Annotated in this window: 13 protein-coding genes and 2 pseudogenes; 4 read left to right on the top strand and 11 right to left on the bottom strand. The window is 73.1% G+C overall.

Going from position 1 to position 25,191, the window contains the following annotated elements:
- Positions 1-53: 53 nt before the first annotated feature.
- From ACFZDC_RS12770 to ACFZDC_RS12755, 4 genes are all read right to left on the bottom strand, one after another.
- On the bottom strand, positions 54-1,457 hold the full coding sequence (locus tag ACFZDC_RS12770; protein WP_391323022.1) for a dipeptidase: 1,404 nt from the start codon (positions 1,455-1,457) through the stop codon (positions 54-56).
- Positions 1,458-1,504: 47 nt separating this feature from the next.
- On the bottom strand, positions 1,505-5,167 hold the full coding sequence (locus ACFZDC_RS12765) for a UvrD-helicase domain-containing protein (RefSeq protein ID WP_391323020.1): 3,663 nt from the start codon (positions 5,165-5,167) through the stop codon (positions 1,505-1,507).
- Between the two features lie 107 nt (positions 5,168-5,274).
- Positions 5,275-8,760: a UvrD-helicase domain-containing protein gene (locus ACFZDC_RS12760; protein ID WP_391323018.1), complete on the bottom strand. Its 3,486-nt coding sequence runs from the start codon at positions 8,758-8,760 to the stop codon at positions 5,275-5,277.
- Positions 8,761-9,026: 266 nt separating this feature from the next.
- Entirely contained in the window at positions 9,027-9,464 is a 438-nt protein-coding gene (locus ACFZDC_RS12755) for an MGMT family protein (RefSeq protein ID WP_391323016.1), read from the bottom strand.
- A 186-nt stretch (positions 9,465-9,650) separates the two neighbouring features.
- Here ACFZDC_RS12755 and ACFZDC_RS12750 point away from each other — a divergent pair, with 186 nt between their 5' ends.
- From ACFZDC_RS12750 to ACFZDC_RS12735, 4 genes are all read left to right on the top strand, one after another.
- Positions 9,651-12,533 (top strand): lysylphosphatidylglycerol synthase domain-containing protein, encoded by a 2,883-nt coding sequence (locus tag ACFZDC_RS12750; RefSeq protein WP_391323013.1) that lies wholly within the window; start codon positions 9,651-9,653, stop codon positions 12,531-12,533.
- Positions 12,534-12,620: 87 nt separating this feature from the next.
- Positions 12,621-14,168 carry an alpha/beta fold hydrolase gene (locus ACFZDC_RS12745; protein ID WP_391323011.1) on the top strand — a complete coding sequence of 516 codons (1,548 nt, stop codon included), beginning with the start codon at positions 12,621-12,623 and terminating at the stop codon, positions 14,166-14,168.
- Positions 14,169-14,301: 133 nt separating this feature from the next.
- Entirely contained in the window at positions 14,302-15,861 is a 1,560-nt protein-coding gene (locus ACFZDC_RS12740; protein ID WP_391323009.1) for an alpha/beta fold hydrolase, read from the top strand.
- 513 nt (positions 15,862-16,374) lie between these two features.
- Positions 16,375-16,695 carry a GYD domain-containing protein gene (locus tag ACFZDC_RS12735; RefSeq protein ID WP_391323008.1) on the top strand — a complete coding sequence of 107 codons (321 nt, stop codon included), beginning with the start codon at positions 16,375-16,377 and terminating at the stop codon, positions 16,693-16,695.
- Between the two features lie 119 nt (positions 16,696-16,814).
- On the opposite strand, the gene moeZ is transcribed toward ACFZDC_RS12735, so the two are convergent.
- The 7 genes and pseudogenes from moeZ to ACFZDC_RS12700 form a co-directional block, all read right to left on the bottom strand.
- The gene (gene moeZ, locus ACFZDC_RS12730) at positions 16,815-17,993 is read right to left on the bottom strand and encodes an adenylyltransferase/sulfurtransferase MoeZ (protein ID WP_391323006.1); all 1,179 of its coding nucleotides are present in this window, start codon (positions 17,991-17,993) and stop codon (positions 16,815-16,817) included.
- Between the two features lie 63 nt (positions 17,994-18,056).
- Positions 18,057-18,809, bottom strand: coding sequence for a spherulation-specific family 4 protein (locus ACFZDC_RS12725; protein ID WP_391323004.1), 753 nt, complete (start codon positions 18,807-18,809; stop codon positions 18,057-18,059).
- On the bottom strand, positions 18,797-19,756 hold the full coding sequence (locus ACFZDC_RS12720; protein ID WP_391323002.1) for an NAD-dependent epimerase/dehydratase family protein: 960 nt from the start codon (positions 19,754-19,756) through the stop codon (positions 18,797-18,799). The genes ACFZDC_RS12725 and ACFZDC_RS12720 overlap by 13 nt, the downstream gene beginning before the upstream one ends.
- A 211-nt stretch (positions 19,757-19,967) precedes the next feature.
- The gene (locus ACFZDC_RS12715) at positions 19,968-21,296 is read right to left on the bottom strand and encodes a hypothetical protein (protein ID WP_391323448.1); all 1,329 of its coding nucleotides are present in this window, start codon (positions 21,294-21,296) and stop codon (positions 19,968-19,970) included.
- Positions 21,297-21,340: 44 nt separating this feature from the next.
- The gene (locus ACFZDC_RS12710; RefSeq protein ID WP_391323000.1) at positions 21,341-23,044 is read right to left on the bottom strand and encodes a DUF3492 domain-containing protein; all 1,704 of its coding nucleotides are present in this window, start codon (positions 23,042-23,044) and stop codon (positions 21,341-21,343) included.
- 200 nt (positions 23,045-23,244) lie between these two features.
- A pseudogene (locus ACFZDC_RS12705) lies at positions 23,245-24,529 on the bottom strand (ATP-binding cassette domain-containing protein).
- A pseudogene (locus ACFZDC_RS12700) lies at positions 24,526-24,945 on the bottom strand (ABC transporter permease subunit); the annotation flags it as partial. The pseudogenes ACFZDC_RS12700 and ACFZDC_RS12705, both read right to left, overlap by 4 nt.
- Between the last annotated feature and the right edge of the window lie 246 nt (positions 24,946-25,191).

Genomic DNA, 25,191 nt, shown 5'->3' with positions numbered 1-25,191 from the left:
CGGTTCCTCCAGTGTGCCCCGCGCGCGGTGCCGTCCCGTACGGTGCCGTCCGGTCAGGGGGCGTGACGCCAGTTCTCGGCGAGGTCACCCCACAGGTAGGCGCTGGTTTCGACGCCTTTGAGGAGCAGGTCGAGTTCGACCTTCTCGTTCGGGGCGTGCCAGCCGTCGGAAGGGACGGAGATGCCGAGGAAGAGGACGGGGGCGCCGAGGACCTCCTGGAGGTCGGCGGCGGGGCCGGAGCCGCCCTCGCGGGTGAAGCGGACCTGGCTCTGGAAGGCACGGCCCATGGCGCGGACCACGGACTGCAGCGCGGGGTGGTCGAGCGGGGTCAGGCACGGGCGGGTGGCGGAGCCGAAGCTGATCTCGTGCGTGATCCCGGCGGGCAGTTGCTCGGCGGCCCAGGCGCGGACGGCCTTCTCGATGTGGTCGGGGTCCTGGCCCGCGACCAGCCGGAAGGACAGCTTCACCATGGCCGAGGAGGGGATGATCGTCTTGCTGCCGGGGCCCTGGTAGCCGCCGCCGATGCCGTTGACCTCGGCGGTCGGGCGGGCCCAGATGCGCTCCAGGGTGGTGTGCCCGGCTTCGCCGTGGGTGGCGTACGACTTGGCGGTGCGCAGCCACCGGTCTTCGTCGAACGGGAGCTCGGCGAGCAGTGCGCGTTCGCGGTCGGTCAGCTCCACGATGCCGTCGTAGAAGCCGGGAACGGCCACCCGCGCGTGCTCGTCGTGCAGGGCGGTGACCAGACGGGCGGCGGCGGTGGCCGGGTTGGGGACGGCGCCGCCGAAGGAACCGGAGTGGATGTCCTGGTCGGGGCCGTGGAGCCGGATCTCGCACTCGGCGAGGCCGCGCATGCCGGTGCAGACGGTCGGGGTGTCCTCGGACCACATGCCGGTGTCGGAGACGATCACGGCGTCGGCGGCGAGCCGGTCGGCGCGCTCCTCGACGAGGGCCCGGAAGTGCGGGGAGCCGGACTCCTCCTCGCCCTCGATCAGCAGTTTCAGGTTGACCGCGGGGGCGGTCAAGCCGGTGGCGGCGAGGTGGGCGCGGACGCCGAGAGTGTGGAAGAACACCTGGCCCTTGTCGTCGGCGGCCCCGCGCGCGTAGAGGCGGTTGTCCCGGACCACGGGCTCGAAGGGGTCGCTGTCCCAGCCGTCCTCGAGGGCGGCTGGCTGCACGTCGTGGTGGCCGTAGACGAGGACGGTGGGCGCGTCCGGGTCGCCGGAGGGCCATTCGGCGAAGACGGCCGGGGCGCCCGGGGTCGGCCAGACCTCGGCGGTCGGGAAGCCGGTCTCCTTCAGCTTGGTGGCGAGCCAGTCGGCGCTGTGCCGTACGTCGGGCGCGTGGTCGGGCTGGGCCGACACGGAGGGGATGCGCAGCCATGCGGCGAGGTCGTCGAGGAAGGCGGCGCGGTGCTGCTCGATGTACGCGCGGACGGCGCTGTCCGGGGTCTGGCTCATGCTCACGAGCCTATCGGCCCGCACCGGCATCCTCGGCGGGCGGTTCGTCACACGTGGGCTCCCCCACGCGCCGTTTCGGCGTCCCCCGGGAGGTCACCTGTGAGCAGCCGTTCCAGGGCGGCCCGGTCCGGCAGGCCCGGGGGGCGTACGACCTCACCGCTGCGCACGTACAGGAAGGCGGCCGTGACCGACTCGGGCGGCACGCCCTGCTGCTCGGCCCAGGCCAGCCGGTATACGGCGAGCTGGAGCGGGTCGGCGGTGCGGGTGCGGCTGGTCTTCCAGTCGAGGATCTCGTAGGTCGCCGTGTCGCCGTCGCCGTTCTTGTAGACGGCGTCGATACGGCCGCGTACGACCCGGCCGGCGAGGGTGAGCTGGAAGGGGGATTCGATCCGGTACGGGGTGCGGTGGGCGTACTCGGTGCGTTCGAAGGCCTCCTTGAGGGCTTCGAGGTCGCGTTCGTCGGCGATCTCGGCGTCGCTGCCGGGCAGCTCGTCCGGTTCCAGCATGGGCAGCGTCAGTTCCTCGAAGCGTGTCTCGACCCAGGCGTGGAAGCGGGTGCCTCGGCGTGCGGCGGGTTGCGGGGGGCTCGGCATGGGGCGTGCGAGTTCCTGTGCGAGCCCGTCCGGGTCCTCGGCGAGACGCAGCAGCTGGGACGCGGTCAGCGTGGCCGGCAGGGGGACGTCGGTGACGCTCTGCCGGGTGCGCAGCAGCTCGCCGGTGAGTGCGTCGAGGTCGCGGTCCCAGGAGGCGATGGTGCGGGCCTCCTCGGGCGTGAGGGGCGAGGCGGGCTGCGGTTCTCGGCGGTGGGTGGGCCGACCGCGGTGGGCGGGCTCGGCCGGGGAGGGCGCCTGGTGCGGGACGGTGGGCCGCTCGTCGGTCCAGGAGTCCCAGTCGGCGGGCTCGTCCGGGTACGCGGCGCCGGCGTCGTACGGGAACTCCTCCTCGTGCGGGTCCTTGTCGGAGGGGTCATCGCCGCACGGATCGCCGTAGGGGGGCTCCTCGTCGTACGGCAGCTCTTCGCCGTACGGGTCGTCGCTGTCCGTCGGGGCGGGCCGGTCGGGGTCGTCTTCGTCCGGCGGCGCGGGCCAGTCCGGGTCGTCGAAGGCGGCGGGGTCGTGGGTGGCGGGCGGGCGGCCGTCCTGCCGGGCGGCCAGGGCGTCCAGGTGGGTGAGGACGGTCTCGGCGGCCGCGCGGCGGCGGGCGAGGGCCGCGTCGTCCAGGGGCAGGGGCCACACCTGGTCGGCGGTGGCCGTGTGCAGGGCCGGGTTCTCCTCGTCCTGGGCGGGCTCGTCGGCCCACGCCTCGATCTCGCCGTACCCGGCGGCGCAGTGGTCGTGGAGGGCCTGGAGGAAGTCGGAGGGGCCGCGTGGCTTCTTCTGGCTGGGTCCCCACCAGTGGCCGGAGCCGAGGAGGAGGGAGCGCGGGCGGGTGAAGGTGACGTAGCCGAGGCGGAGTTCCTCGGTGTGCTGGTGCTCCTTCATGGCCTCGTGGAAGGCCTTCATGCCCCGGGAGTCCCAGGAGTCGATGTCGGGCAGGGTGTCGGTGTCTCCGCGCAGGGCGTGCGGCAGCACCTTGGCCTGCGCGGTCCACTTCTCGCGGCCCTGGGCGCTGGGGAAGGTGCCGGTGACGAGCCCGGGGACGGCGACGACGTCCCATTCCAGGCCCTTGGACTTGTGCGCGGTGAGGACCTTGACGGTGTTCTCGCCGCCGGGCAGGGCGTTGTCGAGGCCCTTCTCGTACTGGGCGGCGGTGCGCAGGAAGCCGAGGAAGGCCAGCAGCGTGGCCTCGCCGTCGCCGGCCGCGAAGGAGGCGGCGATGTCGAGGAAGTTGGACAGGGTCTCGCGGCGGCGCGCGGCGAGCGCGTGCGGGGACGCCGACAGCTCGACTTCCAGGCCGGTGACCGCGAGGACGCGGTGCAGGACGTCCATGAGCGGGTCGGACAGGGAGCGGCGCAGCTCGCGCAGTTCGGCGGCCAGGCGGGCGAAGCGCACGCGCGCGTCCGGGGAGAACGGCAGCCCGTCGTCGTCGCCGTCGCCGTCGTTCAGGGGCGATTCCAGGAAGGTGTCCAGGGCGTCCGCGAGCGATATCACCTCGGACGGGTCGACTCCTTCGACGGCCTCGGCGAGCCGGCGGTCGGGGTCGTCGGTGTCGTCCACGCGCGCGTGGGCGACCAGCAGGCGGGCGCGGCGGCCGAGGAGGGCGAGGTCGCGGGGGCCGATGCGCCAGCGCGGGCCGGTCAGCAGGCGGACCAGGGAGGCGTTGGCGCCGGGGTCCTGGAGGACTTCGCAGACGGCGACGAGGTCGGCGATCTCGGGCAGGTGCAGCAGCCCGGAGAGGCCGACGACCTCCACGGGGATGTCGCGGGTGACGAGCGCGCCCTGGATCTCGGCGAAATCGGTCGCCGTGCGGCACAGTACGGCGATCTCGCCGGGGGCCTTGCCGGTGCGCACGAGGTGGGCGATGGAGTCGGCGATCCAGTCGATCTCCTCGGCGTGGGTGCGCAGCAGGGCGCAGCGGACCGTGCCGTCGCGTTCGGCGCCGGCTGCCGGGCGCAGGGCCTCCACGCCGGCGTGCATGGCGCGCAGCGGCTCGGCGAGGCCGTTGGCGAGGTCGAGGAGGCGGCCCCCGCTGCGGCGGTTCTCGCTGAGGGCCTGGCGGGTGGCGGGGCGGCCGTCGGCGTGGGCGAAGTGCTCGGGGAAGTCGTCCAGGTTGGCGACGGAGGCGCCGCGCCAGCCGTAGATGGCCTGGCAGGGGTCGCCGACGGCGGTCACCGGGTGGCCCGTGGCGCCGCCGAACAGGCCCGACAGCAGGACGCGCTGGGCGACGGAGGTGTCCTGGTACTCGTCCAGGAGCACCACGCGGAACTCCTCGCGCATCAGCCGCCCCACGTCGGGGACGCCGGCGAGACGGGCGGACAGGGCGATCTGGTCGCCGAAGTCGAGCAGGTCCCGTTCGCGTTTGGCGGCCCGGTAGCGCACGACGAGGTCGGCGAGCTCGCGGCGGGCGGCGGCGGTGTCGGGAACCTTGCGCAGATCGGCGTTGGTGAGCTTGGCGCCCTCCAGGGTGCGCAGCAGGCCCGCGTCCCAGGCGCGCAGCTCCGCGGGGGCCACGAGGTGTTCGGCGAGTTCGGAGTCGAGGGCCAGCAGGTCGCTGACGAGGTCGGCAAAGGAGCGGGTCAGCGCCGGGTAGGGGCCGGGGGCCTCGCGCAGGACGCGCGCGGCGAGCTGGTAGCGGGTGGCGTCGGCCAGCAACCGGGAGGTGGGCTCCAGGCCGATGCGCAGGCCGTGGTCGGTCAGCAGGCGGCCGGCGAAGGCGTGGTACGTCGAGATGACCGGCTCGCCGGGCGGATTGTCCGGGTCCGGCCAGGAGGGGCCGGTGCCAAGCGCTGTCGCTGAGGGGTGGTGGCCGGGTGTCGGGAGGGCCTCGGGGTCGGTCACGCCGGCCTTGATCAGTGCCTTGCGGACGCGTTCGGCGAGTTCGCCCGCGGCCTTGTTGGTGAAGGTCAGGCCGAGGACTTGTTCGGGGGCGACCTGGCCGGTGCCGACCAGCCAGACCACGCGGGCCGCCATCACGGTGGTCTTGCCCGACCCGGCTCCGGCCACGATCACCTGCGGCGCGGGCGGCGCGGTGATGCAGGCCGTCTGCTCCGGGGTGAACGGGATGCCGAGGAGCTCCTTGAGCTGCTCGGGGTCGCTGATACGGGCGGGCATGTCGTCAGAGGCTAGCGGCGGGCACTGACAGTCGAGTCCGGATCAACCGCCCGGGGCGGCAGAAACGCAGGTCAGCGGGTGGGGTGCGGTACGTCACCCTGGCCGGGTCACTCGACCACCTGCCGGCCCTCGGGTCGTGCGCCGCAGGAGGCGCGGAACGCGCAGTGGGTGCAGTGCTGGCCGGTGGTGGGGGTGAACTGCTCGTCGAGGACCTTTCCGGCTGCGGTGGCCAGCAGCTCGCCGACCCACTGCCCGGCCAGTGGCTCCTGGGCCTGCACCTTGGGCAGGTCCTCGCCGCCGTCCCGCTTGGTCGCGCCCTGCCTGAGGTGCACCAGTTCGGCGCCGCCGGGCTCGGGTCGTACGCCGTCGAAGGCGGTGTCGACGGCGCCTTCACGTACGGCGAGCTGGTAGACGGCGAGCTGGGGATGGCGGGCCACGTCGGCTGCGCTGGGCGCCTGCTTGCCGGTCTTGAAGTCCACGACATAGGCGCGGCCCTCGGCGTCCGTCTCGACGCGGTCCATCTGGCCGCGGATGCGGACCTGGTAGTCGCCGGCTTCGAGGGTGATGTCGAAGTCCTGTTCGCTCGCCACCGGGGTGCGGCCGGTGCGGTCCAGGACGTGCCAGTTCAGGAAGCGTTCGAGCGCCACGCGCGCGTTCTCCTTCTCCTGCGCCGACTTCCAGGGCGCGTCGAAGGCGAGCGCGTTCCACACCGACTCCAGGCGTTCCATCAGTACGTCGAGGTCGGCGGGCGTGCGGCCGGAGGCGACCTCGTCGGCGAGGACATGGACGACGTTGCCGAAGCCCTGGGCGGTGGTGGCGGGCGCGTCGGCCTTCACCTCGCGGCCCAGGAACCACTGCAGGGAGCACGTGTTGGCGAGCTGGTCGAGGGCGCTGCCGGAGAGCACGACGGGCTGGTCGCGGTGGCGCAGCGGCACCTTGCTCTCGGTCGGCTCGAACATGCCCCACCAGCGGTAGGGGTGCGCGGACGGCACCAGGGGGCGGCCGTCCTCGTCGGCGAGCGCGGCGAGCCTCGCCAGGCGGCGGGCGGCGGCCTGGCGCAGGGGAGCCGAGGCGCGCGGGTCGACGGTGGTGGCACGCAGCTCGGCGACGAGCGCGGCCACCGACAGCGGGCGGCGGGGACGGCCGGTGACGTCCCGGGGCTCGACGCCCAGTTCGGTCAGGAAACGGGAGGGCTGGTCGCCGTCGTCGGCCGGTGCCTTCACGGCGGTGACGACGAGACGGTCACGCGCGCGCGTGGCGGCCACGTAGAACAGGCGGCGCTCCTCGGCGAGCAGCGCGCCCGGGGTGAGCGGTTCGGCGAGTCCGTCACGGCCGATGCGGTCCGCCTCCAGCAGGGAGCCGCGGCGGCGCAGGTCGGGCCACAGACCCTCCTGGACGCCGGCGACGACCACCAGCCGCCACTCCAGGCCTTTGGCACGGTGCGCGGTCATCAGACGGACGGCGTCGGGGCGTACGGCGCGGCGGGTGAGGGTGTCGGCGGCGATGTCCTCGGCCTCGATCTCCTCCAGGAAGTTCAGGGCGCCGCGGCCTCCGGTGCGCTCCTCCGCGCGCGCGGCCGTGGCGAACAGCGCGCACACCGCGTCCAGGTCCCGGTCCGCATTGCGGCCGGCCGCTCCGCCGCGCCGGGCGGCCCGCTCCAGACGCGCGGGCCACGGCGTGCCCTCCCACAGGTCCCACAGCGCCTCCTCCGCCGTACCGCCGCCGGCCAGGCGCTCGCGTGCCTTGCGGAGCAGCGCGCCGAGGCGCTGCGCTCCGCGCGCGTACGCCGGGTCGTGCGCCACCAGGCGCTCGGGTTCGGCGAGCGCCCGGGCGAGCAGTTCGTCGGAGGGCGGCGGGAGCGGGTTCCCGGCGGCCCGCTCCTCCTCGCGCAGGGCACGCCCGAGCCGGCGCAGGTCGGCGGTGTCCATGCCGGCGAGGGGGGAGGCGAGCAGGGTGAGGGCCGTCTCGGCGTCGAGCCACCGCGGCGGTGCGGACGGCTCGTCGGCGGCTGTCGCAGGGTCGGCTTCGGCAGCCGCCGGCTGCTCGGACTCGTCGGACACGCCGGACTCGCCGGGACGCCTGGCGGCCTCCACGGGTGATCCCTCTTCGTCGCCGGGCGCCGTCTCACCCGGCCGCTGGGCGGACTTTGCCGATGACTCCTCAGCGCCGCCGGGTGCCGCCTGCCCCGGCCGCTGGACGGACTCCGCCCTGGCCACCGCCCTGAGTGCCGTCAGCAGGGGCGCCACCGCCGGCTCGTGGCGCAGGGGCAGGTCGTCGCCGTCGATGTCCAGGGGGACACCGGCCGCGGTGAGGACGCGACGGAGCGTCGGAATGGTGCGGGTGCCGGCGCGCACGAGGACGGCCATGTCGCTCCAGGCGACGCCGTCCTCCAGGTGAGCGCGGCGCAGGATGTCGGCGATGTTGTCCAGCTCCGTGCCGGGCGTCGGGTACGTGTAGACCTCGACGCGGCCGCCGTCCCGTACGGCCGTCGGCTCACGGTGGGCGCGGACCTTCTCGGTGGGCAGCCGGGACAGCGGCATGCGCTGGGTGATCAGGCGGGTCGCGGCCAGCAGTGCGGCCCCGGAGCGGCGGGAGGTACGCAGCACCTGGACGGGGGCCGGGCGGCCGTCCGCGCGCGGGAAGGCCCCCGGGAACTCGAGGATGCCGTTCACGTCGGCGCCCCGGAACGTGTAGATCGACTGGTCGGGGTCGCCGAAGGCGACCAGGGTGCGCCCGCCGCCGGCCAGGGCGTGCAGGAGCCGCACCTGGGCGGGGTCGGTGTCCTGGTACTCGTCGACGTACACGGCGTCGTACTGGGTGGCGAGCCGCGCTGCGACCTCGGGACGCTGGGCGAGCAGCACCGCGCGGTGGACCAGTTCGGCGTAGTCGATGACGCCCTGCAGATCGAGGACGTCGAGGTATTCGGCGAGGAAGGCCGCGGCCGCGCGCCAGTCGGGGCGGCCGATGCGGTGCGCGAAGGTGTCCAGGGCGTCCGGTCCGAGGCCCAGCTCGCGGCTGCGGGCGAGGACGGCGCGGACCTCGTCGGCGAAGCCGCGCGTGGTCAGGCAGGCGCGCAGGTCGTCCGGCCAGCGCACGTGGGCGAGGCCGAGCCGCTCCAGCTCGGGCTGCCCGGCGAGCAGCCCACGGACGGTGACGTCCTGCTCGGGGCCGGAGAGCAGGCGCAGCGGCTCCGCGAACAGGCCGCTGTCCTGGTGGGCGCGGACCAGGGCGTAGCAGTACGAGTGGAAGGTGGTCGCCCGGGGCGCGCGGGCCGCACCGATGCGCAGGGCCATGCGGTCACGCAGGTCGACGGCGGCCTTGCGGCTGAACGTCAGCACCAGGATCCGTTCCGGGTCGCCGCCCCGGGCGATACGCGTGGCGACGGACTCCACCAGCGTGGTGGTCTTGCCGGTGCCGGGACCCGCGAGAACGAGCAGCGGTCCGCCCCGGTGGTCAACCACGGGGCGCTGTGCGGCGTCCAGACGAGGGGGATCCACCTCGGGCGGCGGGGTACGGACCAGTCGGTAAGCGCCACGGTTCCCCTGCCGCACCGGGGGGTGCGGCAGGCGCCTGGTGGAGGAAGAGGAGCTCACGTGGTTCGCCGGTCCTGGTGGTTGTGCTGGTGGGCAGGCGGTCACGCGTGCGAGGCGGTGGCCGCGGGGTGAGGGGGACACGTTCAGCCGACGCTACGCCGCCGCATGGGACGGAAGCATGGCTTCCGCTCCTTCTCTCGCGGCCCTCGCGGCGCTCGTGTCACGTGGGTCCCTCACCTCACGAACGTACGTCATGCCACGGACGTCCCTCATGTCCCTCTTACGGGCCACAGGGTCCCCTCGACGGCATCCGATGGCGGAAGCTGTCAGGTGTGACCCTCCGCACCCGCTCCGCCGTCCCATCGAGCCCGTCTCATGTCGAGCCGCGGCAGATGGCCCTCGGTGGTCCTGGCCGCCTCCTTCAGCGGTGTGCCCTCCGCGCGGTAGTGGGCGAGCGCGCGCAGCTCGTGGCCGGGCAGCAGCACCCCGTCGGCGCGCACCACGCGCCACCATGCGACGGCACTGCCGTAGAGGGCCATCACCCGGCCGACCTGGCGCGGTCCCACCCGTCGCCCACCACCGCTCCCGCCGGGGAGCGCTGGGCGCTCGGCGCTCTCGCCCTCGAGCCACTCGGCGACATCGCCGTATGTCATGACGTGCCCGGGCGGAATCCGCTCGGCGACCTCCAGGACCCGCTCGGCGTACTCCGGCAACGTGTCGGCGTACCCCTCTCGGGTGTCCTCGGCAGGGCTCTGCTCGCTCATTCACCCCATCCTGCCGCACCCCACCGACAACGCGGCACCGAAGTCCGGACAGGGACTCTCGCCCTCGGGCGGGCGCTTCCGGCAGACTGTCCGCCCGCGCATCCGCACCCTGATGCCCGCGTGTGTCGGTGGAGCATGCCACCATCGTGCGGGCGGTGACTGGTGATACGAGACCAAGAAGAGACCATGAAGCAGCAGGGCGTGCACCCCGAAGGCGCGGAGGGCACCCCTGACGCTTCCGCACGTCCCGACGCCGCCCGCTCCGGCCAAGACGACACCCGTGCGGACCACACCCGGGCGCCAGGCGAGAACCACGTCGGCGGGACGGACCGTGACGACACCGGTGCCACGCGCAAGGGCGACGGTGCGCAGGAGGACGGCACGCGCGCGCGTGGGGAGGAAGCCGACGCCGCCGGGGGAGCGCACGTCCCCCGGGGCCCGCGTCCCGGCGAGGGCTCCGAGGCCCATGACGGCGAACCGCACCCGGACGAGGTCGAGGGCGACGAGCCGCTGCTCCCCGCGCGCGTGCACCGTCCCTCCGACCTCATGCGACTGCTCGTGGGCGTACTCGCCATCGTCGTGCTGCTCGCGATCGCCGCGTTCGCGCACGGCACCACCTCAGGCCTCGAACAGGACATCAACAAGGGCACCGGGCAGGCCCCCGACCTGCTGATCAGGTTCGCGGGACTGGCGTCCAGCATCGCGATCCTCCTGGTCCCGGTCGCCTTCGCGATCGAACGGCTGATCAAGCGGGACGGGCTGCGGATCGCCGACGGCGTCCTCGCGGCCGTCCTCGCGCACGGGGTGACCCTCGCCATCGACCTGTGGGTCGCCCGAGCCGCCCCGGGCTCCATCCAGGAGGCGCTCACCCAGCCGTCACCGGGCGACGTCCACGCCCTGACCGACCCCGTGCACGGTTATCTCGCGCCCGTCATCGCCTACATGACGGCCGTCGGCATGTCCCGCAGACCCCGCTGGCGCGCGGTGCTGTGGATCGTGCTGCTGCTCGACGCGTTCTCGATGCTGGTCACCGGCTACACGACTCCGTTCTCGATCATCCTGACGGTGCTGATCGGCTGGACCATCGCCTACGGCACCCTGTACGCGGTCGGCTCGCCCAACGTCCGCCCCACCGGGCAGACCCTGATGGCGGGCCTCAGGCACGTCGGCTTCCACCCCGTCGCCGCGGCCCGCGAAGAGGCCGTGGAGACGGAGAACGGCGACCGCGGACGGCGCTATTTCGTCACCCTGGAGGACGGCCCCCCGCTGGACGTCACGGTCGTCGACCGGGAGCAGCAGGCGCAGGGCTTCTTCTACCGCGCCTGGCGCAACCTGACCCTGCGCGGCTTCGCCACCCGCTCGAGCCTCCAGTCGCTGCGCCAGGCGCTGGAGCAGGAGGCGCTGCTGGCGTACGCGGCGATCGCGGCGGGCGCCAACGCGCCCAAGCTGATCGCCACCTCCGAGCTCGGCCCCGACGCGGTGATACTCGTCTACGAGCACACCGGCGGGCGCACGCTGGACTCGCTGGCGGACGAGGAGATCACCGACGACCTGCTGCGCAACGCCTGGCACCAGGTGCGGGCGTTGCAGTCCCGGCGCATCGCGCACCGCAGGCTGGCCGGTGACGCGATTCTGGTGGATCGTTCCGGCAGGGTGATCCTCACCGAGCTGCGCGGCGGCGAGATCGCGGCCGGCGACCTGCTGCTGCGCATGGACGTCGCCCAGCTGGTCACCACGCTCGGCCTGCGGGTGGGCGCCGAGCGGGCCGTGGCCTCGGCCGTCGGTGTGCTCGGCCCGGACGCGGTCGCCAACTGCCTGCCGATGCTGCAGCCCATCGCGCTGACGCGCTCCACGCGCGCGACGCTGCGCCGGCTGGGCCGGGAGCGGGCCCAGCGCGAGCGCGAGGCGGTGCTGGAGGCGTCCCGGCAGGCGAAGCAGGCCCGGCTGGAGGAGGCCTCCGAGACCGGGCCCGTGCTTGAAAAACCCGACAAGAAGACGGTCCGTGCCGAGCAGCGGGCCGAGAAGCGGGCCATCGACGAAGCTCTCGATGAGGCCCGCGAAGAGGATCTGCTCACCCAGATCCGGCACGAGGTGCTGCGGATCAGGCCCCAGGCCCCCGTGGAGCCGGTCCGCCTGGAGCGGGTGCGTCCGCGCACGCTGATGAGCTTCATCGCCGGCGCGATCGGCGCGTACTACCTGCTGACGCAGCTCACCCACATCGAGTTCGGCACGCTCTTCTCACAGGCCCAGTGGGGCTGGGTGATCGCCGCTGTGCTGTTCTCCGCGCTGAGTTACGTGGCCGCGGCGATGGCGCTGCTCGGGTTCGTGCCGGAGCGGGTGCCGTTCCTGCGGACGGTGGGGGCCCAGGTCGCCGGGTCCTTCGTGAAGATCGTGGCGCCGGCCGCGGTCGGCGGTGTCGCCCTGAACACGCGCTTCCTCCAGCGCCAGGGCGTGCGCCCGGGCCTCGCGGTGGCGAGTGTCGGCGCCTCACAGCTGTTCGGGCTCGGCTGCCACATCCTGATGCTGCTGTCCTTCGGCTACCTGACGGGCACCGAGAAGACGCCGTCGCTGTCGCCGTCCCGGACGGTCATCGCGGGTCTGCTGACCGTGGCGGTGCTGGTGCTCGTGGTGACCTCGGTGCCGTTCCTGCGGAAATTCGTCGTCACGCGCGTGAGGTCGCTGTTCGCCGGTGTCGTGCCGCGCATGCTCGACGTGCTCCAGCGGCCGCAGAAGCTCGTCACGGGCATCGGCGGCATGCTGCTGCTGACCTTCTGCTTCGTGATGTGCCTGGACGCCTCCATCCGGGCCTTCGGTGACGGCTCGACCTCGCTGAGCATCGCCAGCGTCGCCGTGGTCTTCCTCGCCGGAAACGCGCTCGGTTCGGCGGCGCCCACCCCGGGTGGCGTGGGCGCGGTCGAAGCGAGCCTCACGCTGGGTCTGATCGCCGTCGGCCTCCCCAAGGAGGTGGCCGCACCGGCCGTCCTGCTGTTCCGGCTGCTGACGCTGTGGCTGCCGGTGCTGCCGGGCTGGCTCACCTTCAACCAGCTCACCCGCAAGGGCGCCCTGTAGCCGGGCCTCCGTAGCGGGGGCGGAGGGTCGTACCTCGGACGGCCCGCGTCCCGCGCGCCCCGGCGTGGGCGGCGCCAGGATGGAAACATGGCCAACCCCTTCCGGCTGTGTGCCGCCGCCCTCACCACCAGCACCGTGCTGCTGGCCGCCCTGCTGGCCGGATGCAGCGGCGGCGCCAAGGACGGTGGGGACCTGACGGCACAGAAGCTGGACTGGAAGGACTGCCCGACACCGTCCCAGGCGGAGGGCGGCGGCAGCTCCCCGTCCCCGCTGCCGGACGGCGCCAAGTGGCAGTGCGCCACCATGAAGGCACCCCTGGACTGGAGCAAGCCCAAGGGCGACACCATCGGTCTCGCCCTGATCCGCGCCAAGGCCACCGGGAATGCCGGCGAGCGGATCGGTTCGCTCGTGTTCAACTTCGGCGGCCCCGGCGGCAGCGGTGTCACCACGCTGCCGGCTTTCGGCGCGGACTACGCCGCCCTGAACACCCGCTACGACCTGGTGAGCTTCGACCCGCGCGGGGTCGGCCGCAGCGCGCCGGTGGAGTGCGAGAGCGACGCCCAGCTCGACGCGTACTTCCAGCAGGACGCGACGCCCGACAACAGCACCGAGCGGACTCAACTGCTCGACCGGACGAAGACGTTCAACGACGCCTGCGAGAAGCACTCGAAGAAGGTCCTGCCGCATGTGCGCACCACCGACGCGGCCCGTGACATGGACCTGATGCGCCAGGTCCTCGGCGACGACAAGCTGCACTACTTCGGCATCTCCTACGGCACCGAACTCGGCGGTGTCTACGCCCACCTGTTCCCCAGGAACGTCGGCCGGGCCGTCTTCGACGCCGTCGTCGACCCCAGCGAGGACCCCGAGCAGAGCGCGCTCGGACAGGCCAAGGGCTTCCAGCTCGCGCTCGACAACTTCGCCGAGGACTGCACCTCGAAGAAGACGGAATGCCCGATCGGCAACACCGCGCAGGACGTCAAGGACCGCATCGCCAAACTGCTCCAGGACCTGGAGAAGAAGCCGATCCCCGGCGTCTTCCCCCGCCAGCTGACCCAGACCGCGGCGACCAACGGCATCGCGCAGTCCCTGTACTCCAAGGACTTCTGGGAGTATCTGACCGAAGGGCTCCAGCAGGCGTACGAGGGCGACGGCAAGATCCTCATGCTGTTGTCCGACTCGATGAACGGGCGCAGCGAGAACGGCGAGTACAGCAACATCACCGCGGCCAACATCGCCATCAACTGCTCCGACGAGAAACCGCGGTACACCGCGGACTACGTCCAGCAGAAACTGCCCGCCTTCCGGTCCGCCTCCCCGGTGTTCGGGGACTACCTGGCCTGGGGCATGGTCGGCTGCACCGACTGGGCCGTGCCCGGCGCCGCCGACCACCCCGACGTCGGCGCCCCGGGATCGGCGCCCATCCTCGTCGTCGGCAACACCGGCGACCCCGCCACCCCGTACGAGGGCGCGAAGAAGATGGTGGACGCGCTCGGCAAGGGCGTCGCCGTCGAGGTGACGTACAAGGGCCAGGGGCACGGGGCGTACGACAGCAAGAACAAGTGCGTGCAGAGCGCGGTGAACGGCTATCTGCTGGACGGGAAGGTGCCGAAGACCGGCACGGTCTGCTCCTAGAACACCCCACCGCCCCTGAAAAATTGCAGGTCAGAGGGTTATCCACAGGCCGTCACGGCGTGTGCCGGCTCCGCCTACCATGGCGTGAGCGCCCGCCGCGGCACGACGCGGAGGGCCTGCGAGGGGGGTGCACATGGCGCGAATCCTGCGGTGGACGGCCGCCGCGGCCGCAGCGCTGCTGGTGGCCGGATGCGGCGGCGGCTCGTCCGGCGGAGACCACGACGAGGGCAAGGGGCCGGGCTCGGCCAGAGAAAACGGCCCGAGTTCCGCATCGGCATCACCGTCCGCGGTGGACCTCCCCTCCTCACTCACCTCGCAGCGGCTCGACTGGCACCGCTGCAAGGCCACCGCAGACTCCGCCGCACCCGGCGACGAGTGGCGGTGTACCACGCTCAAGGTGCCGCTGGACTGGTCGAAGCCGGACGGTACGACGATCGGGCTCGCCCTCATCCGCGCACGGACGACCGGACGCAACCGGATCGGCTCGCTGCTGTTCAACTTCGGCGGCCCCGGCGGCTCGGGCGTGTCGATGATGCCGTACTACGCGGCCACCGCCTCCAAGCTGCGGGAGCGCTACGACCTGGTGAGCTGGGACCCTCGCGGGGTCGGCGCCAGCGAGGGCGTGCGCTGCCGCAGCGACCGGGACCTCGACAGGTCCGAGCAGGTCGACGCCACTCCGGACACCCCTGCCGAGGAGAAGACCTACCTGCAGGACGCCGCCGACTTCGGCAAGGGATGCCAGAAGGCCGCCGGCAAGCTGCTGGCGCACGTCTCCACGACCGACACCGCGCGCGACATGGACCTGATGCGCCAGGTCCTCGGCGATCGGACGATGCACTACTTCGGCATCTCCTACGGCACCCAACTCGGCGGTGTGTACGCCCACCTCTTCCCCCAGCGGGTCGGCCGGCTGATCCTCGACGCGGTGGTCGACCCGACCGCCGACGCGGTGGGCCACGCCCAGAACCAGGCCCGCGGCTTCCAGCGGGCCCTGGACGACTACCTGAAGTCCACCGGACAGGACCCCCAGCAGGGCTCACGGAAAATCGTGGAACTGCTCAGGCGGATCGACGCGAAGCCGCTGCCCACGTCGTCCGGGCGCAAGCTGACCCAGACGCTCGCGGTCACCGGCATCGTCCTGCCGCTGTACAGCGAGGCCGGCTGGCCACGGCTGACCAGTGCGCTCAACTCGGCGGAAAAGGGCGATGGTTCACAGCTGCTGGCGCTCGCCGACCAGTACGACGAGCGGGACTCCTCGGGGCACTACGGCACGACGAGCCACTCCCAACGGGCCATATCGTGCCTGGACGACAGGCAACGGCCCACGCTCACGCAGACGAAGAAGCTGCTGCCCGAGTTCGAGCGGATCTCACCGGTCTTCGGGGACTTCCTCGGCTGGGACACGGCCGGCTGGTGCCACGACTGGCCGGTGCCCGGCCAGTACGACACCTCAGAGGTCGGCGCGCCGGGTGCGGCACCCATCCTGCTGGTCGGCAACACCGGGGACCCGGCGACACCGTACGAGGGCGCCCGGAGGATGGCCGACGAACTGGGCAAGGGCGTCGGGATCGAACTCACCTGGAAGGGAGAGGGCCACGGGGCGTACGGCAACGGCAGCGACTGCGTCGACTCGGCGGTGAACACCTATCTGCTCGACGGGAGGGCGCCGAAGGACGGCACGGTGTGCTCGTGACGAGGGCCGTGACCCTTGCGCGGCCCGGCTTCGCCGCGCAAGCCCAGTTCTGAGCCCTGCGAGGCCCCGCTCGGCCGCCGAGACCCCAGTTCTGAGCCCTGCGCGGCACTCGGCCGCCGACTCCGCGCTGAGCGGCGGCCGAGTACCGGCGTCGGTCCGTCGCCGCGGGGAGCGGGTCCACTGCCGTCGACGGCGACGCCGCCGATGGGTCTGTCCGGTGTGAAGGGGGGTGTGTCCGCGCGCCCGCGCATCCGCCTGTCGGCAGGAGGCCCTGGCCGCGGGAAGAACGTCGGTGGTGAGGTACCTCACGGAAAAGCCGCGGGATCCTCAGCCGAGTACCGCTCTCCCCTTGCCCACATGCCCACCACCGCCGCGTGGCTCACAGCACCTACCGGGCGGCCCATCGGACGCGGCTTCCAACGAGTGAATCCAGCCCTTCGGTGAGTGGCTGGCGACGCGATGGCGGGAAGGCCGTTCTGCATACCGGACAAGCGATGGTCAGGGAGCACGCCCATGCCGAAGTTCCTCATTCAGGCCACGTACACGCCGGAGGGCACGAAGGGTCTGCTCAGGGAAGGCGCGAGCGGCCGCCGCGCCGCCGTCGACCAGGTCGTCACCGGCCTCGGCGGAACGGTCGAGGCCATGTACTTCGCCTTCGGGGAGGACGACCTCGTGATCCTCGTCGACTTCCCCGACCCGGTCTCCATGGCCGCCGTCAGCCTCACCGTCAAGGCCAGCGGCGCCCTCCACACCCGGGCGACCCCCCTCCTCACCCTCGACGAGATCGACGAGGCCGCTCGCCGACAGGTCACCTTCCGCGCCCCCGGCGCGTAAACCCGCCCCGGGCAACAGGCGACCAGGGCAACAGGCGACCACCAACGCCAGAAGCCCACGGCATCCGAACACGTCAGAACCGTGGGCTCTTCAGGCTTGGTGGTCAGCCGGGCCGCCGATCAGTACACCGGCTTCTGCGGTTCGATCTGGTTGACCCAGCCGATGACGCCGCCGCCGACGTGGACCGCGTCCGCGAAGCCCGCCGACTTCAGGACGGCGAGGACTTCCGCACTGCGGACACCCGTCTTGCAGTGCAGGACGATCTTCTTGTCCTGCGGGAGGCCCTCGAGGGCGGTGCCCATGAGGAACTCGTTCTTCGGGATCAGCTTGGCGCCCGGGATGGAGACGATCTCGTACTCGTTCGGCTCACGGACGTCGATGATCTCGATGCTCTCGCCGTCGTCGATCCACTCCTTGAGCTGCTTGGGAGTGATCGTGGAGTCGGCGGCCGCCGCCTGGGCCTCCTCGGACACGACGCCGCAGAAGGCCTCGTAGTCGATGAGCTCGGTGACGGTCGGGTTCTCACCGCAGACCGCGCAGTCCGGGTCCTTGCGGACCTTGACCTGGCGGTACTGCATCTCCAGGGCGTCGTAGATCATCAGGCGGCCGACCAGCGGCTCGCCGATACCCGCGAGGAGCTTGATGGCCTCGTTGACCTGGATGGAGCCGATGGACGCGCACAGCACGCCCAGGACGCCGCCCTCGGCGCAGGAGGGGACCATGCCGGGGGGCGGGGGCTCCGGGTAGAGGCAGCGGTAGCAGGGGCCGTGCTCGGACCAGAAGACCGAGGCCTGGCCGTCGAAGCGGTAGATCGAGCCCCACACGTACGGCTTGTTCAGCAGCACGCACGCGTCGTTGACCAGGTAGCGGGTCGCGAAGTTGTCCGTGCCGTCGACGATCAGGTCGTACTGGCTGAAGATGTCCATCACGTTGTCGGCTTCCAGCCGCTCCTCGTGAAGGATCACGTTCACGTACGGGTTGATGCCCTTGACGCTGTCCCGCGCGGACTCGGCCTTGGAGCGGCCGATGTCGGACTGGCTGTGGATGATCTGGCGCTGCAAATTCGACTCGTCGACCTCGTCGAACTCCACGATGCCGAGCGTGCCCACGCCCGCGGCGGCCAGGTACATCAGCGCCGGCGAGCCCAGGCCGCCGGCGCCCACACACAGCACCTTGGCGTTCTTCAGCCGCTTCTGCCCGTCCATGCCCACGTCGGGGATGATCAGGTGGCGGGAGTACCGGCGGACCTCGTCTACGGTGAGCTCAGGAGCTGGCTCGACCAGGGGTGGCAGCGACACGGGGACTCCGTTGGTCGGTCAATCACTACAGTTGTTCTCCCCGTAACACTGCCACGGCCTTCTTCATTCCGAGACACCCGTTCCGATACGCGAGACGATGTCGTCCCAGTAGCCGGGCATCGTCTCCCAGGGGTCCACGCGGCCGCCCCCGTCGGTGCGGTCGGTGAAGTAGATCGTCGCCGCTCCTTGCCAGCGGGCGATGCGCAGCGCCTCGTCCAGGTGGCCCCGGGGCACGCCGTGCACGAAGTGGCAGAACCGGTCGGGCGGGTAGTCGGCGGTCCACTCGGCGACCTGCGAGAAGCGGTAGTCGGACCAGGAGCCGCGGAAGGTGACCAGCTGGTCGGCGCTTTCCGCGTACCCCGGGTACGGGTGGCTGCCGTGGCCGAGGACGATGTGGGCGGTGTCACTGATCGCTCGCAGCAGCGTGATCGTGCGGCGGACCTCGGGCAAGGCGGTGCGCTCCGCTGGGCAGCGGTCCAGCAGGAAGCCGTCGACGCGGTACCAGTCCAGGTGATGGTGCGCGTCCGAGAGCAGGTCGCCCGAGGGACGGGCCCCGTGGGCGAGGTCCAGGTGGCCGAGGACGCGGACGCCCGCATTGCGCAGCCGGCCCGCGGCTTCCAGGCAGTGCGGGTCGGGCCGGGTGCCGGGCCCGGCGGCGACGTTGAGCGCGACCCAGTCCAGCGGGGTACCGGGACGGGCGAGTTCGGCCCACTGGGCCGGGGCGACGAGCGGGTGCGCGTAGCCGGGGACACCGAGGGCGGTACGGACGCCGTTGCCGGTGGTGTTCGCTGCTGTGGTGCTGGTCAGATGCGGCATGCCGCCTCCATCCAGATGTCGGCGAGGGATTCTTCGAGGTTGATACGGGGCCGCCAGCCGAGCCGGTCGCGGGCGGTGCGCACATCGGCCTGCTGCCAGCTTCCGCAGCCGTCCGGGTACGGGTAGGCGACCGGGGCCGCGTGGTCGGGGTCGGTGCGGGGGTGGCCGATGGTGCTGCGCAGCGGCCCGGGAGGCGCGTCGAGTTCGTGGAGGGCGCCGCCGTATCCGGCGACCCGGGCGAGGACGGCGGCGGCGTCGCGGAGGCGGACGGCGCGGCCGGAGCCGATGTTGATGACGCCCTGGGCGGCGGAGAGGGAGGCGGCGTGCACGGCGCGGGCGACGTCGCGGACGTCGACGAAGTCGCGCTGGACGCCGAGGCCGCCGAGCTTGAGTTCGCCGTCACCGGACTGCATGGCGCGCCGCATCGCCTCGGCGAGCCGGCCCAGCGGGGAGCCGGCCGGGGTGGCGGGCCCGGCGGGTGAGAAGACGCGGAGGACGACGGCGTCGAGGCCGGAGCCGAGGACCAGTTCGGTGGCCGCGAGCTTGCTGACGCCGTACGGCCCGCCGGGACGGGGCACGGCGTCCTCGGCCGTGGAGGAGCCGGGCTGGCTCGGGCCGTACTCCGAGCCGCACCCGATCTGCACCAGGCGGGCGCCGCAGCCGCTGCGGCGCAGGGCCTCGCAGACCGTGGCGACGGCGACGGTGTTGTGCCGGGTGAGTTCGCGGGCGCCGCCGCGGGTGGCGCCCGCGCAGTTGATGACGACTCCGGGGTGGACCGCGTCCAGGAAGCGGGTGAGCGCTCCCGGGCTGCCGGTGGCGAGGTCGAAGCGGACGTCGGCGTCGTCGCCACGGCCGAGCGCGGTGAGCTGGACGGCGGGGTCGGCGAGCAGACGGTCGGCGACGAAGCGGCCGATGTAACCGTTGGCTCCGATCAGCAGGACCCTCATCGGGCGGCTCCCGGGGTGTGCGCTCCGGCTGCTCCCAAGGCTCCGGACGCTCCGGGCGCTCCAGGTCGGGAGGTGCTCATCTGGTCTTCTCCTTCGAAGGGCTGATGCGGTTGCCTCCGGCGGCGGGCCGGGCGCCCGCGGCCGCGGCCAGGCGCTGCCACGCACTCGGGGCGGGTGGCGGCGGGCTCGGTTCGGGCCGGTGGCGGAAGGTTCACTCGGGTGCTCCCGTGGGCGCGTGGGCCGAGGCCTGGGTGAGGGTGCGCAGGGCGTGGGCCAGCAGGGTCAGGGCCGCGGCCCCGCAGGCGAGCGCCGGGACGGCGGCCGGGCCCCAGGCGTCGACGAGGGTCTGCACGGGGGTCGCCAGGAAGGCGCAGCCGGGTAGCCGGCCGGCCAGGATCAGGGCGGGGGCCGCCACCTCGATGGCCGCCGCCGCGCCGAGGGCGAGGGCGGGGGCGTGCCGGTGCTGGTGCACGGTGAGGAGGCGGGCGAGCAGGAGGAGAGCGCCCAGGGTGAGGGCCTGCGGGTAGGCGGCGCTTTCGTGCAGGACGGCGCCGCACAGGGTGAGCAGGGCGGCGAGGGCGCTCAGGAACAGGGCGAACGTGCCGAGCAGCAGCGGGCGGACGGCGGCCGTGAAATCCTCCAGGCCGCGGCTTCCGGCGAGCCTGCGGCGGGCGCCCGCGGTGAGGAGGTGGGCGCACCAGGCGGCCGGGGCGCAGGCCAGGGCGAGCGCCAGGGCGGGGGCGGTGCTCACCGGCCAGGGACCGTCCGGGGCGCCGGTGGGCGGGGCGTCGGGGCCGCCTGTGGCGACGGCGTGCAGGAGTCCGTCGCCGAGCAGGGCGTATCCGAGCAGCCAGAGGGTCCACGCGCGCGTGCCGGGTGCCGTCCGCCCCGGGGAGGTGCCGGGCTCGGTGGCGAGGGGGCCTCGGCGCAGGGCCGCGCGGACGGCGAGGGCGACGGCGAGGAGACCGCCGAGGACCACCAGCGGGCGGGTCTGGCCGTGGGTGAGGCGCAGCCCGGTCGCCGCGGCCGCGGCGAGGGCTCCGGGCAGGAGGGTGAGCAGGACCCAGCCGGCCCGGACACGCGGTACGTGCACCGGCTCGGTCGGGGGGCACGGTGCGCCGTCGCGGGGCACGCGCGCGTACAGCTCCTCGGCGAGCGAGAAGACGTCGCGGTGACGGAAGCGGGCGGCGGTACGGTCGGTGACCCCGTGCGCCTCCAGCCCGGCGGCGATCTCCAACGAGTCCACGGCCCGCTCGCACAGCTCCCTGTGACGGTGCAGCAGGGCTTTCACCGGGTCGCCGGCGCCGCGCCGGAGGGCTTTTCTCCGGCTCCTTCCGGACTCGGGAACGGCTCCGGGTCGCACGGGTGCCCCGGGCGCCGCCGGGCGAGCAGCACCGGCCGAAGCCTCCCCCCACGTCGGTCCCTCGCTGCTCCCCGGGTCGCGTCTTTCCACGCCGGCCAGCCACTCCCCCGACCGCTCGTCCCACGCGTCCGCACCGCTGGGCTCCGCAGGACGGTCCAGTGCACCCGGCTCACTCAGCACGTCCCTGTCGCCGTGCCGGCCGTCCGCCCCTCCGAAGCCGCTCACCATGCCGCCTCCGGAGCCGTCAGCGGGGTCGCGCGGACCGGGCCGCCCGCCGCCCGGCCGGGGAGGCCCCGGGGCAGTACGCGGGCCGTGCGGCCGGTCCAGTGGACGGGAACGTGGGTCTCGGCCGGTGCGGCGAAGGGCAGCGGGGCGCCCGCCTCGTCGAGGACGACCCGGCGCACCGGGCAGCGCGAGACGATCTCCAGGTAAATGCTGTGAAATGCCGCGATGTTCTGCTCGACGGTGAACAGTTCGAGTGCGCGGGCGCGTGCGGCGGCGCCTAGGCGCTCACGGCGCTCCGGGTCGCGCAGCAGCGCCAGGCACGCCTCGGCGAGCGCCCGCGGATTGCGCGGGGGTACGACGAGGCCCGTGCCGCCGATGGCCTCCACCACCGCGCCGACATCGGTCGACACGGTGGCGCGGCCGCAGAACATGGCTTCGACCAGGGTGATCGGGAAGCCCTCGACGACGCTGGAGAGGACGACGACGGCGCCGGCGGCGTACGCGTCGGGCAGGGTCGGGGCCTCGGGGCCGCCGATCTCCTCGAAGGAGACCGGGTTGTCGCCGACCGCGTGCACGCCCTCCGCCTCGTCGGGGAAGAGCTGGGCGGCGAGGACCTGACAGTGGCCCAGGTAGGCCTCGCCCTCGCGGCCCACGGGCGCGCCGATGATCCGCAGGCGGGCCTTCGGCCGCTCCTTGCGGACCTCGGCGAAGGCGTGCAGCAGGGAGACGAGGTCCTTGGCGGGTTCGACGCGCCCGACCCAGACGAGGGTCTCCGCGTCGGCACGGTCCGGGGCCTCGCCGACCTCCGCGAAGCGTGCGGCCTCCATGCCCGGATGGACGGTGCGGATCCGCGTGCGGTCGGCGCCGCACCGTTCCTGCCAGCGGCGGGCGTGTGCGTTGCCGGGCGTGAGGATCGTCGCGCGCCGGTAGATCTCGGCGGCCAGCCGGCCGTGGAAGGCGGCGAGCAGGGCGCGTACGGCGGGGGCGGCGGCGTCGGGGCCGAGTGCCAGGTAGTGCGAACGCAGTTGTACGCCGTACTCGGTGACCAGCAGTGGGACGTCGGAGAAGTGCCGGGCGAGCAGTCCGGGCAGGGCGGCCGGGCCGCCGGTGGTGGCGTGGCAGAGGTCGGCCGCGCCGAGGCCTTCGTCGCCGTACCAGTCGAGGGAGAAGGGGCGCAGGGCGCGTTCGAGGTGTGCGGCGACGGCGAGCAGGTCGGGTACGCGCGCTTGTCGTGCCGTGCGCAGCGCTCCGGGGGCGCGGCAGGCGCGCTCCAGGGTGCGTACGGCGGTGTCGGAGCGGAGCGCGCCGACCAGTCCGCCCTCGTCGCGGGCGAGTTCGGCGAGTCCGTACAGCGCGTTGCCGAAACGGTCCGCCAGGTGAGCGGACTCGGCATCGGACGCCGCGTCGGGCCCCGCGCAGACCGCCCCGACCAGGTCCCCGTAGCACTCGGTGAAGCGTCGGCGCGCGCGCCTGCCGTAGGCGAGCCCGTCGTCCTCGGCCGTCCACAGCGGTGCCGTACGCACCCGGCCGACCTGTTCGGGAAGCGGAACCCAGCCCGAGTCCTCCTGCCCGCGGCTGCGGCTGAGCGCGTAGATGTCGAACTCGTGCTGTGCGAGCCCGCGCACGAGCCGGTCGCACCAGAGCCCGGCGTCACCGCTCGCAAACGGATAGCCACCCTCCGTAAGTAGCCCGATGCGCACGTGTGCACCCCCGATCTCCCGCTGGGTGGGAGCCGCCCTGGTCGCGGCTCGCAGCGGGACGAACGTATGCGGACAAGGCGGTGGCGCGACGGACGGTTGTCCATCGCGCCACCAAAAGGGGTGAACGGTCGTAACTTTCGCGTGCGGGCGGCGTTCTGGCGCGCTATGAGTTCAGACGGTGATCATTCGGGCACGAAACGTTACGCCACGGTCAGCTCCCGCCGGGCCGTCCGCCGTTGGGCCGCCAGTTCGGATCGAGGGCGGGTACGGCGGCCAGGAGCTGCCTGGTGTACCGGCTCGCGCGGGGCGTCGTGCACCTCGTCGACGGGTCCGGACTCGACGACCCGGCCGCGGCGCATCACCGCGACCCTGTCGCTGACCTGGCGGACGACGGCGAGGTCGTGCGCGATGAACACGAGCGCGAGTCCGAGTTCCCTCTGCAGCTCGCCGAGCAGTTCGACGACTTGGGCCTGCGTCGTCACGTCGAGCGCGGAGACGGGTTCGTCGCAGACGATGACACGCGGGTCGGCGGCGAGCGCCCGGGCGATGCCCACGCGCCGGCGCAGTCCGCCGCTGAACTCGTGCGGGTAGCGGTCGTAGTGCGCCGCTTCGAGCCCCACGCGCTCCAGCAGTTCGATCACCCGGCCTCGGATGCGCCGCTCGTCGCGTTTCGTCCGATGCCCGGGAGGCGGCACGCGGCGCGTCCACGCGCGGGACGGCGTCGAGGAGTTCGCGGGTGTACGCCTGCGCGGGCGCCCCGAGGACCGTGCCCACCGGACCCTGTTCGACGGCCCGGCCGTGCCGCATGACCAGGACCTCGTCGACGCTCTCGGCGGCGACGCCCACGTCGTGGGTGACGAGCAGCAGGCCCATGCCGGTCTCCTCGCGCAGCGTGGGCAGCAGGTCGAGGATCCGGGCCTGGACGGTGACGTCGAGGGCCGTCGTGGGCTCGTCGGCGATCAGCAGCTCGGGTGAGCAGGCGAGCGCCATGGCGACGAGGGCGCGCTGACGCATGCCGCCGCTGAACTCGTGCGGGCGGGAACGGGACCGGCGCCGTGCGTCCGGAATGCCCACGCGGTCCAGCACCTCTACGGCACCCGCGTGTGCGGCGCGGCGCGACACGCGCGCGTGCACGCGATGGACCTCGGCGATCTGGTCGCCGATCGCGTAGTACGGGTCGAGCGAGGACAGCGGGTCCTGGAAGACCATGGCGGCCTTCGCGCCCTGCAGCCGCCGCAGTTCCTCGTCCGAGGCGTGCCGCACGTCAGGGCCGGCGACGTGGACCGCGCCGCCGACCCGCGCTCCGGCGCCCCGGTGCAGGCCCAGCAGGGCGCCGGCGACCGTGGACTTGCCGGACCCGGACCCGGACCCGGACTCGCCGACGAGGGCGACGGCGGCGCCCTCCGCCAGCCGGAAGGAGAGCCCGTCCACGGCCCGCAGGGAGCCGAACTCGACCGTCGGATCCGTGACTTCCACGAGGCTCATGCGAGTACCACCCGTCGGTCGGCCACCGCGTGGAGCACGTCCGCGACGGCGTTCGCCACGACCACGAAGAATCCGATGACCAGGACCATGCCGACGACCACCGGCAGGTCGACGACCTTCACCGCGTGCACCAGCTCCTGGCCGACGCCGGGCAGTCCGAAGAGCGTCTCGGTGAGGACGGCGCCCCCGACGGCCCCGCCGAAGCCGTTGGCGTTCAGCGCGATGACCGGCGCGAGTGCCCCCCGCAGGGCGTGCCGCCCGACCACCGCGCGCTCGGCGACGCCGTAGGCGCGGAAGGTCCGTATGTGGTCCTCCGCGAGGGTCTCCAGCATGGCCGCCCGGGTCAGGCGCGCGAACGCCGCCGCCTCGACGAGGGCGAGGGAGAGCCACGGCAGCAGCAGGTTCCACGCCCACTGGCTCGACGCCCAGCCAGTGGCCGCCACCGAGGCCGCCGAACGAGCCGATGGGCACGCCCCGCGCGCGGAGTCGATCAGGGAGACGTCGGCCCCGGCGCCGGGTCGTCGAAGAAGCCGTGACGGGGTCACGGCGGGACAAGGAGAGAAAGTCGCGACGGCAACGCCAGGGAGGCGGCGTCAGCGACAGTGGACGTCGGCCACGAACACCGGTCAGCACCAGCTCGATGGCGGCGCTACTGGAGACGG

This window comes from Streptomyces sp. NPDC007905 (assembly GCF_042959345.1).
Taxonomy (GTDB): domain Bacteria; phylum Actinomycetota; class Actinomycetes; order Streptomycetales; family Streptomycetaceae; genus Streptomyces.
This window is presented reverse-complemented; position numbering and strand designations above follow the sequence as displayed.

Excerpts from the sequence above, each read along its gene's own strand:
- ACFZDC_RS12770 (WP_391323022.1), bottom strand. The coding sequence starts at position 1,457 with ATGAGCCAGACCCCGGACAGCGCCGTCCGCGCGTACATCGAGCAGCAC.
- ACFZDC_RS12765 (WP_391323020.1), bottom strand. The coding sequence starts at position 5,167 with ATGCCCGCCCGTATCAGCGACCCCGAGCAGCTCAAGGAGCTCCTCGGC.
- ACFZDC_RS12755 (WP_391323016.1), bottom strand. The coding sequence starts at position 9,464 with ATGAGCGAGCAGAGCCCTGCCGAGGACACCCGAGAGGGGTACGCCGAC.
- ACFZDC_RS12750 (WP_391323013.1), top strand. The coding sequence starts at position 9,651 with ATGAAGCAGCAGGGCGTGCACCCCGAAGGCGCGGAGGGCACCCCTGAC.
- ACFZDC_RS12745 (WP_391323011.1), top strand. The coding sequence starts at position 12,621 with ATGGCCAACCCCTTCCGGCTGTGTGCCGCCGCCCTCACCACCAGCACC.
- ACFZDC_RS12740 (WP_391323009.1), top strand. The coding sequence starts at position 14,302 with ATGGCGCGAATCCTGCGGTGGACGGCCGCCGCGGCCGCAGCGCTGCTG.
- ACFZDC_RS12735 (WP_391323008.1), top strand. The coding sequence starts at position 16,375 with ATGCCGAAGTTCCTCATTCAGGCCACGTACACGCCGGAGGGCACGAAG.
- ACFZDC_RS12725 (WP_391323004.1), bottom strand. The coding sequence starts at position 18,809 with ATGCCGCATCTGACCAGCACCACAGCAGCGAACACCACCGGCAACGGC.
- ACFZDC_RS12720 (WP_391323002.1), bottom strand. The coding sequence starts at position 19,756 with ATGAGGGTCCTGCTGATCGGAGCCAACGGTTACATCGGCCGCTTCGTC.